Origin of the sequence: Mesorhizobium sp. B2-3-12, assembly GCF_006442205.1 — a bacterium.
Lineage (GTDB): Bacteria > Pseudomonadota > Alphaproteobacteria > Rhizobiales > Rhizobiaceae > Mesorhizobium.
The window spans coordinates 93,176-102,422 of record NZ_VFVR01000014.1; the positions used below are offsets into that span (position 1 = coordinate 93,176).

The window sequence follows — 9,247 nt, forward strand, 5'->3', positions numbered from 1 at the left end:
TTAGCCTCGCTTGCCGCCGGCGGCGTTCGCCACGCGCACGATCCTCGATCCGCCACGCGAGGCGACCAGCAGATCATCGCCCGCCTCGCAGGCGCTGAGCGTGCCGTGCACCTTGCCATCGGCACGCGAATGGAAGCTCGACAGCGGCTTCATGTTCTGGTCGCAATGCACCACCAGCCCGTAGGACCGGGTGACCGCGTAAGGCTTCAGCACGTTCATCTGCTTCAACTGGCTGCCTTGCATCGGCTCGCGATAGTCGCGCCATGAGCCGAGCGACGGCGCCATCCAGTAGGCTTCGGGAACCTCCGCCAGCATGCGCTTGCGATAGGTCTCCTCGCGCAGGATGAACTCCACCAGCTGGTTGCGCACGGAATAGAAGGTCAGCCAGTATCCGGCGTTGAAAGCGGGCGCGATGCGGGCGGGATAGGCCGGCAGATGCTCCAGCACCGGCAGCGTCGCCTTGGTGGCAAGGTCGATCGCCAGCACGCGGTGGCGCCAGGCCTCGGTGACGTAGACGCGGTTGGAGCCGGTGGTGGCGATGCCGGCCGGCCAGGCGAGATTGTCGCGGATCAGCTCCAGCCGGCCGTTTTTCAGGTCGAGGCGCCAGAGCGAGCCGGAGGCGTTCTTCTGCATCAGGTCGCGGCGCCAGCCGCTTGCCGGCAGCGCGGCCGAGCCGTTGGCCACCAGCAAGGTGTTGCTGTCGAGGAAGGTGAGGGCGGTGACGCAGGAGAGACGCCGGGCTTCGTCACCCGTCGCCTCCCGGCCGTCATGGAGGCCGCCGCGAATGACGACGCCCGTGCCGTCGATGGCCATTGCGGTCATGCCGCGGGCATGGGCAAGCGCCGTGATCTCGCCGGGAAACTCCTGCAGCACCTCGGCATGGCCTTCGGCGCCAAAGCGCATCAGCCGGTTCGCGCTGCTGGCCAGTATGCCCTTTTCGGTGCGCACGAGATTGTCGGCCTCGGCAAGGCCGGCAAATGGCTCGGCCTCTTCCAGCCTCTGGTTGGGCAAAAGCGGCCCGTCGAGCGTCGGCACCGTCACGGCCCAGTCGCCACGGCCGAGGAAGCGGTCAAAAAGCTGGCTCAAACCGCTCATGGCTTTTTGCCCCAATAGGAATCCGAGCTGAACCAGTTGGGATCGACGCCCTTCAGGGGGAGCGTGCCCATGCGGTTGTTGAAGATGCCGCAGAGATAGAGGATGCCCTTGTGCTCGCGCATCGAGGTGATCATCGGGTGCTTCTCGCCGGCCTGGTCCCACAGGCTTTCGAGGATCTGGCCGTTCTCGTCGAAGCGCAGCATACAGCCGGTGTTGAGGTTGGGCATCAGCCAGGCGTCTTCCGAAACGCGCCGCGCCATGCGGCGGCGGAAGCCCGGCATCTCAAGCGAGAGATCCAAGGCCGGCGTGCGCATGCCCATCAGGGCCAGCCAGTAGGTTCCGTCGGAGGCCCGGTTGATGTTGTCGGGATAGCCGGGCAGGCCCTCGAGGACGCGCTCGACCTTGCCCTTCTTGGGGCCGTCGAAATAGTAGCGGCTGATGCGGCAGGCCCAGCTTTCGGCGAACAGCACCGACTGGCCGTCGAAAGCGGTGCAGATGCCATTGGGGAAGACGAGGTTCGACAAAAGCGTACGGGTCGAACCGGTTCTGGGATCATGGATGATGATGCGGCCATTGCCCCGGCTTTCCAGTGCGTCGGCATACCAGTCATGCATCTCGAAGCGCACGGTCGCTTCCGAAAAGACGATGCGGCCATCGGGGAGGATATCGCAGTCGTCGGCGAGTTTCATGGTGGAGTCGTCGACCACCGAGGTCAGCGAGCGGTTGGTCTCGGCGGTGAGCAGCTTCACCTCGCCGGCAGGCGAGACCCGGTAGAGGCCCATGCCGGCGACGCAGATGACCAGATTGTCGTCGCGGTCGAAAGCCATGCCGAGCGGTGAGCCGCCAATATGGGCGAACACTTCGCTTTCGGTGTAATGCGGTGGCTGGAAGCGCAGGATGTCGCCCTGGCGGCTGCCGGTGTAGAGACGGTCCTGCCGGTCGAAGATGACGTCCTCGGCGCCGTCGAGAAAGCCGAGGCCGATGACGCCGACATCCTTCAGCCGGTCGTTCACCGCCATCGGCGCGCCCGGCGCGGTCGAGATCGCCTGCGGCATCTTGGCGAAGGTCGGCGAGATGTAGACGCTGCGCAGGATCTTGTGGCGGTTCTTCACCCAGCGCACGTCGAGCAGCACCGACAAAAGCAGCACGAAGCCGAGGATCAGGAAGTTGACAGGGCCGGGCACGGCGAGCGCAAGCAGGCTGTTCGAAAGCACGAGCACGAAGACGGTGCCCATCAGCGCCTTGGCGACGGACCCGCGCCCGCCGCCGAGCGAAATGCCGCCGAGCACGGTCGCGGTCAGCACCTGCAGTTCGAGCCCGGTGCCGATGTCGGAAGCCGCACTGCCGATGCGGGCCGAGAAGAAGAAGCCGGAGAGCGCCACCAGCACCGAGCACAGCACATAGGCGCTGAACAGGGTGAAGCGTACATTGATGCCGGCATTGTAGGCGGAGCGGCGCGCCCCGCCGACCGCGAACAGCCGCCAGCCATAGCGGGCGCGCGACAGCACGAGGTGGATGGCCAGCGCGATGACCACGAAGACGACGAAGGATGTCGGCACGCCCCAGACCGTGCCGAAGCCGAGGAAATCATAGGTCGGCGAATCCGGCCCGCTGGTGACGATCGGCGTCGAGACCCGCGGGAAGACGATGTCGAAGGTCGAGCGGTAGATGATCAGCGTCACCAGCGTGGTGAGGAACGCCCGCATGCGCAGGAAGCCGACCAGGAAGCCGTTGATGGCGCCGCAGACGACGCCCAGTCCAAGGCACGCCAGCAAGCCGGTGCCGAAGCTCCATTGCTCGACATTCATGCCGTAGAGCGTGACCAGCACGGCGAGCGCGAAGGTCGAGCCGACCGACAGGTCGATGCCGCCGGAGACCATGACGATGGTCATGCCGAGCACGACCAGGCCGAGTTCCGCGGTTTGGCCGCTGAGATTGGTCAGCGTCGTCAGATCGAAGAAGCCCGGCACGATCGAGCCGAAGATCGCGCACAGGATCACCAGCGCCGTGAAGGGGATGACGCTGTCGATCCACTTCTTGGTCAGAATCTCCCCGACCACGTGGTCGGGGAGCAGGCGGTAGCGCCAGCGCACAAGGCTTTCGGCCAGGCTCATCAATGAAGTCCGTTACTTGAGCTCGTCCAGCTTCCAGCAGTTCCTGCCGGTCGCATTGGTCTTGTCGACGCGGGTGATCGGGCCGAAGAAGATGGTCTTCTCGCTGCCCGCCTTGCGGTCGGGCTGCTGCAGCAGTTCGGAGATCTGCTGCGCGGCGATCTCGGCCTGGATCGGGGCGTTGAAGTTGAAGATGACGTCGAGCAGCCCGTTCTTGATGCTCTCGCAGCCGGTGGCGCTGCCGGCGCCATTGGTGACGATGGTCACCTGGTCCTGCTTGCCGGCGGCCGCGACGGCGGCACCGGCGCCGACTTCGGCATTGTCCCAGATGCCCATGATGCCGCACAGATCCGGATGCTGCTGGAGGACGGTCTCGGTGATCTGGCGGGCCTTTTCGCTCATGTAGTCGGCCGGCTGGTCGGAGACGAGCTGCAGTTCGGGATTGGCCTTCAGCACCTCGTCGATGCCGGTGCGCATGTAGATGTTGGCGGCGCCCGTCTGGACGCCGGCAAGCCACACCACTTTGTGCGAGACGGCGTTAGGCCCGGTGCAGTGCTTGGCCAGTTCGCCCATTTCGAGGCGGCCCATCTCGATCCAGTCATTGCCGACATAGGAATCGGTCTGGGTCGCCGACTGCATGTTGACCTGCAGCACCTTGATGCCGGCGGCCTGCGCCTGCTTCAAAAGGCGTGCGTAGGTCTGCACATCGGGGTTCTGGACGATGATCAGGTCCGGCTTCTCGGCGATCGCGCCCTGCATGGCGCGGATACCGGCATTGGTGTCGCCGGAAGGATCGCGCACTTCGAGGGTGAAGCCGTAGCGGGCGGCGTGACGCTGCCACACCACCACCCATGCCTGGTTGAGGTCCATGCCCTGCGAGATCGGCACGAAGATGACCTTCTTGCCCTTCAGCGCCTCGAGATAGGTCGAGCGGCCGACCTGGTCGGTTTCCTGCGCGCCCGTGACTTGCGCCGCGCCCAGCAGCGTGAGCGCGGTAAGCCCCGCGAACAGGCAGTTCTTGAACAATCTCATGGTTTCCTCCCTGATTAATGTCTTGGTTGTTGTTTCAGATGTCGCCGCTCTGCGAGGTCTGCTCGTCACGCGGATTGATGATGGCGTCGATCGCCAGGGCGCCCAGCAGGATCACGCTCTTGATCAGGTTCTGGCTGGTGTAGCTGAAATTCAGGATCGTCATGCCGTTGGTCAGGATGCCGACCAGGATGGTGCCGACGATGACGTTGCGCACGCCGCCCTGGCCGCCGGAGAGGCCGATGCCGCCCAGCACGACGACCAAAAGCACGTCGTAGATCAGGCTGGAATTGTAGAGGCGCGTGTCGATGCCGGTGACCAGACCCAGCATGATGATGCCGGCGGTATAGGCGATGAGGGCGCTGATGACATATTGCGTCACGATGATCGGGCGCGTCGGCAGGCCGGTGGTGCGGGCCGCGTTCGGGTTGTCGCCGGTGGCATAGACCAGCCGGCCGAAGCGGGTCTTCTTCAGGAAGAAGCCCATCAGCGCGGCCACCGCCGCGAAGATGATCACCGACATCGGGATGCCGAGGATGGTGCCGTTGCCAACGAATTTCAGCCAGCCGATATCGGACGGGGCATAGAGCACGTCGGAGGCAAAGACGATGCGGCCCGAGCCGTAGACCGACGAGGCGATGGCCAGGGTGGCGAAGATCGGCGGGATTTCGGCCACCGCCACCATGATGCCGGTGAACAGGCCGATGGCCGCGACCAGGACGGCGCCGAAGATGATGGCCAGCGTGAAGTCGACGCCCCAGGTGGAGATCCAGATCGAGAAGGCGACGCCGACGACCATCACCGCCACCATGGTCAGATCGATGCCGCGGCCCACGACGATGAACCCCATGCCGACCGCCAGCGTGCCGAGGATCGAGACGTTCTTGAGGATGGCGAGGATGTTGCCCTGGCTCAGGAAATTGTTGAGCGTCGCCGAAAACACGACGAAGAGAACGGCCGAGATCGCGACGACGACGAGTTCCTGGGACATTTTGATGCCCGGGCGCGCGCTGTCGGATTTGCCCGAACCAGCCAATGTCCTTCCTCCCTTGCCGCAGCCATGAGCGGCAGCCTGCCCGTGCGGCCCCCCTGCCGCCCGGCGATTCCTCCGCAGCCTTGAGCCGGCTGCCTCCCACAAGACCATTGCGGCTCGAGGCGGCAGGGGCAATTTCGATTTTCTGATGCGCTGTGCAGTTCGGTCCGGACGCGTCGGCGGACCGCCGCAAATCGGCTGGCGCGCCTTGCCCGAGGGAACTTTTCGCCGTCCGATGATTTGGATATAGATGGAGTCCGAACAGAAGGGTGTTTGCGATGACGATCAAACGGTTGGCGATCTGCGCTGTTGCTCTGGCAATGGGTTGCGGCATGTCCTCTTCGGCATTGGCCGGGTCCAAGCATCGTCATCATCAGGGCGATCAGGAGCGCTACGTTCCCGCCGATGACGATCTCATCGACTTCCTGTTCGGCGGCCCGCGTTATTACGACCAGCAGCTGTTCACGACGGCCGCCGGGGCCTGCTCCTACCACCGGACAGGACCGGACGGCTTTGCGATAAATAAGATCAACGACCACCATTGCGGGAAGTGATCGGCTGACGCTCGCCGGCCATCAGGCCGGCACGTTGCGAACGCGACACGGTCCACTGGCGCGGACACGCGTCCGGCTTGGCGCTATCCTGAACGACCGGCCATTACCTCCCGAGCATACCGGCCGATCATTGCCGCCGGCCATTGCGAATTGGCGATTTCACGTTATGATGAAAATCTCCAATCATGAGGCTCATATGAAGAAAAACTCCAAAACTGTCGTTGTCGAAGCGGCGACGACAGGGGATGCCCCTAAGATCGCGCGGCTGATGAGCTGGGCCTTCGGCTTCGGCAAGGCGCGATCGGACGAATACATCGCCCATGTCGGCCTCGGCTCGCTCAGGCTGCTGCGCGGCGAAAGCGGGCAGCCGGAGGCCTGCGCGGCGCTGCTCGAGACCGCGCATGTCTTCCATGGCAAGCCGGTGCCGGCGGCCAACATCGCGCATGTGGCGATCGCGCCGGAGCGTCGCGGGCAGGGGCTGGCGGTGCCTTTTGTCGACGCGCTGTGCGCCCAGGCCCTGGGCAAAGGGGCTGCCATCGCCACGCTGTTCGCCTCGACGCGGCCGGTCTACCGCAAGAGCGGCTTCGAGCTCGCCGGCCACGAGATCGTCTACGAAGCCGAGACGTCAAGCCTGCCGGCCGCAAGCAAGCTCGGCTTCGAGCGCGTCGAGCTCAGCGATCCGCGCCTTGCCGTTGCCTATGCCGCCAAGGCGGGTCGCGAGGCTGGGCTGCTCAGCCGTGGTGCCGCGCATTGGAACGAGCTGCGGCGGGAGCCGACCGATTCCCTCGCCGCCTATCTTGCCGAAAGCGAGGCGGCCTATCTGATCCTGGACATGGGCGACGAGGCCTGCCTCCTGGTCCGCGACTGGCATGCCGCTTCCTCGGAAGCCGCGCAGGGCGTGCTTTCGTTCCTGGCCAGGTTCCGCTCGGTCTATCCGGTCGTGCGCTGGCATGGCGGCCCGCAGGATGATCTGGTGGCGGCGATGCCGGACAAGGGCTGGCGTCTCGCCCATCAGGAGGAATGGCTGTTGCGGGTGCTCGATCCGGCCGCGGCGCTCCGCCAGCGCGGCTACCATGTCGACAATATGAGGCTTGCGCTGCGCATCGGACCCGCTGAGGCGGCGCTGGAGATCGGGATCAGGGATGGCGTGGTCGAGGTCCGCGAGGCAACCGGAGGCAGCCCGACGATTGCCGTGCAGGCGCCGGCCTTCGTGCAGATATTCACGGGCTTTCGCAGCGCCTCGAAACTGGCGCAGTATGGCCAGGTGACCGGCGATGCGGCTGATATACGTTTGTGTGATCAGCTGTTTGCCGGACCGCCGCCTTGGGTGGCGGAGCACTTCTAGGAACAGGGAAATCCATGACACATGCGCTTATTGCCTCGCTGAGGGCGGCGGCGGGAGACATGACGCCGGCGCTGGCGCGCGTCGCCGAGACGGTGCTGGCGCAGCCCGACGCGACCTTGCGCCAGAGCATCACCGAACTCGCCGAGGCCTCAGCCTCGTCCGAAGCCAGCGTCATGCGCTTTTGCCGCGACCAGGGTTTCACCGGCTTCCAGGATTTCAAGCTGGCGCTGGCCAAGGAACTGGCCACCGACGAGCGGGCAAGGGACATCGGCTTGCCGACCGACGATATCCAGCGGCTGGTGGAAACCGCCATCATCTCGCTGCGCGAAACCGAGCAGCTGATTGTCCGGGAAGACATCGCCACGGCCTCGCGGCAGCTGCTGGCGGCGACGGCGATCGACTGCTTCGGTATCGCCGCTTCCGCGATCACGGCGCAATACCTCGCCTACAAGATGACCCGCATCGGCAAGCTCAGCCGTGCGCTGGGTGACGCGCATCTGGCGGTGATGGCCGCGGGAACCACGCAGAAGGGCGCCGTGCAGGTGGTCATTTCGAGTTCGGGCTCGACCATAGACGCGGTGCGCATCGCCGAACTCGCCCGCTCGCAAGGCGCCTTCGTCATCGGCATCTCCAACCGCTCGAAGAGCCCGCTGGTCGCCGCCTGCGACCTCGCCCTGATCGCGTCCTGGCCGGAGACGCCGCTGACCGGCGGCGCGTTTCCGTCGAAGATCAGCCAGCTTTTGATCGTCGATGCGCTGGCGGCCGAGATGATGCGGCAGGATCCGGCGCGGCTCACGCTGCTCGGCCGCACGGCGGAGGTCGTGAGTGACCGCAGCTTCTGACCGTGCGGTGTTTGCCCCGGTTCTTGCCATCGACATCGGCGGAACCAAGATCGCCGCGGCCGAAGTGCAGGGTGGACGGTTGCACGACAGGCGCCAGACGGCGACGCCAAGGACGGGCAGGGGCGACGATCTGGTCGCGGCCATAGCCGCGCTTGTGCCCAGGCACGCGCCAAGCGCCGTCGCCGTCGCCACCACCGGCATCGTGCGCGACGGCGCGCTGACCGCGCTCAACCCGGATACCTTGCCGATCGAGAACGGCTACCCGCTGGCCGACGCGCTGGAAAGCGCGCTCGGCGTGCCGCCGCTCGTCGTCAACGATGCCCAGGCGGCTGCCTGGGCCGAATTCTCCGTCGGCGCCGGCCGGGGTTTTCGCAATTTCGCATTCTTCACGGTTTCCACCGGCATTGGCTGCGGTCTGGTGATCGACGGCCGCCTGCAGACCGGCGCCACGGGGCTCGCCGGCCATGCCGGGCACATGACGTCCGATCCCGGCGGCGTGATCTGCGGCTGTGGCCGGCGCGGCTGCCTGGAGACGGTTGCATCCGGTACGGCGCTTGCTCGCCGCGGCAGCGAGCGGCTCGGCCGTCCGGTCGGCGCGCCGGACCTGTTCGCGGCCGCCAATCAAGGCGATGGCCGCGCCGCCGAGGTGATCGCCTCCGCCGTCGACGCGCTGGTCAACGGCTTCGCCGACCTGACGGCCGCCGTCGACATCGATTGCTTCGCGGTCGGCGGCGGCGTCGGGCTGGCGCAGGGTTTCATCGAGGCCCTGCGGGCGCGTTCCCTGCGGCTTCCGGCCGTCTTCCAGCGCCCGATCATTGCCGCGCAGGCCGGCGCCGATGCGGGTCTGCTGGGGGTGGCGCTGCTCTATGACGGAAATTTTCATCTAAAATAGTTTCTTGACAAAAAGCATCATCCGCGATTGATTGCAGGGGTAACGCTCGAAGGAGAAGCCCCAGGTGCAAGGCGATGTGCTCGCTCAGCTCGATGGAACGCTGGTCGTCTCGTGCCAGGCGGAATCCGGCATGCCGCTCGACGCTCCCGAGCACATTGCCGCCATTGCCCGCTCGGTCGTTCTTGGCGGCGCGACCGGGGTGCGCATCGAGGGTGTGGCAAACATGGAAGCCGTGCGCCGGCGGGTCAGCGTTCCCATCATCGGACTGATCAAGGCGCGGCCGGCTGGTGGCATCCAGCGCCACGATGTCGGCACCGGCGTCGATGATCGATGCGACATCGGCAAG

General features: G+C 65.7%; 8 protein-coding genes and 1 pseudogene. 5 read left to right on the top strand and 4 right to left on the bottom strand.

Annotation, left to right across the window (positions count from 1 at the left end; genetic code table 11):
• From FJ948_RS27525 to FJ948_RS27540, 4 genes are read right to left on the bottom strand one after another with little or no spacing between them, the layout of a single operon-like run.
• Complete coding sequence (locus FJ948_RS27525) at nt 1–1,095, bottom strand: strictosidine synthase (protein ID WP_140710023.1); 1,095 nt, start codon at nt 1,093–1,095, stop codon at nt 1–3.
• On the bottom strand, nt 1,092–3,209 hold the full coding sequence (locus FJ948_RS27530) for an SMP-30/gluconolactonase/LRE family protein (protein ID WP_140710025.1): 2,118 nt from the start codon (nt 3,207–3,209) through the stop codon (nt 1,092–1,094). Before FJ948_RS27530 ends, FJ948_RS27525 begins: the two co-directional genes overlap by 4 nt.
• A 12-nt stretch (nt 3,210–3,221) precedes the next feature.
• Nucleotides 3,222–4,238 carry a sugar ABC transporter substrate-binding protein gene (locus FJ948_RS27535; protein ID WP_140710027.1) on the bottom strand — a complete coding sequence of 339 codons (1,017 nt, stop codon included), beginning with the start codon at nt 4,236–4,238 and terminating at the stop codon, nt 3,222–3,224.
• A gap of 34 nt (nt 4,239–4,272) precedes the next feature.
• Nucleotides 4,273–5,226, bottom strand: a complete 954-nt coding sequence (locus FJ948_RS27540) for an ABC transporter permease (protein WP_224542515.1) — start codon at nt 5,224–5,226, stop codon at nt 4,273–4,275.
• Nucleotides 5,227–5,546: 320 nt separating this feature from the next.
• On the opposite strand from FJ948_RS27540, the gene FJ948_RS27545 reads away from it, so the two are divergent.
• The 5 genes and pseudogenes from FJ948_RS27545 to FJ948_RS27565 all read left to right on the top strand — a co-directional run.
• Nucleotides 5,547–5,822, top strand: a complete 276-nt coding sequence (locus FJ948_RS27545; RefSeq protein WP_140710031.1) for a hypothetical protein — start codon at nt 5,547–5,549, stop codon at nt 5,820–5,822.
• A gap of 196 nt (nt 5,823–6,018) precedes the next feature.
• On the top strand, nt 6,019–7,167 hold the full coding sequence (locus tag FJ948_RS27550) for a GNAT family N-acetyltransferase (protein WP_246677640.1): 1,149 nt from the start codon (nt 6,019–6,021) through the stop codon (nt 7,165–7,167).
• Between the two features lie 14 nt (nt 7,168–7,181).
• Entirely contained in the window at nt 7,182–8,009 is an 828-nt protein-coding gene (locus FJ948_RS27555) for a MurR/RpiR family transcriptional regulator (RefSeq protein ID WP_140710033.1), read from the top strand.
• Entirely contained in the window at nt 7,993–8,901 is a 909-nt protein-coding gene (locus FJ948_RS27560) for an N-acetylmannosamine kinase (RefSeq protein WP_140710035.1), read from the top strand. The genes FJ948_RS27555 and FJ948_RS27560 overlap by 17 nt, the downstream gene beginning before the upstream one ends.
• Nucleotides 8,902–8,965: 64 nt before the next feature.
• Nucleotides 8,966–9,247, top strand: a pseudogene (locus tag FJ948_RS27565) (hypothetical protein); the annotation flags it as partial.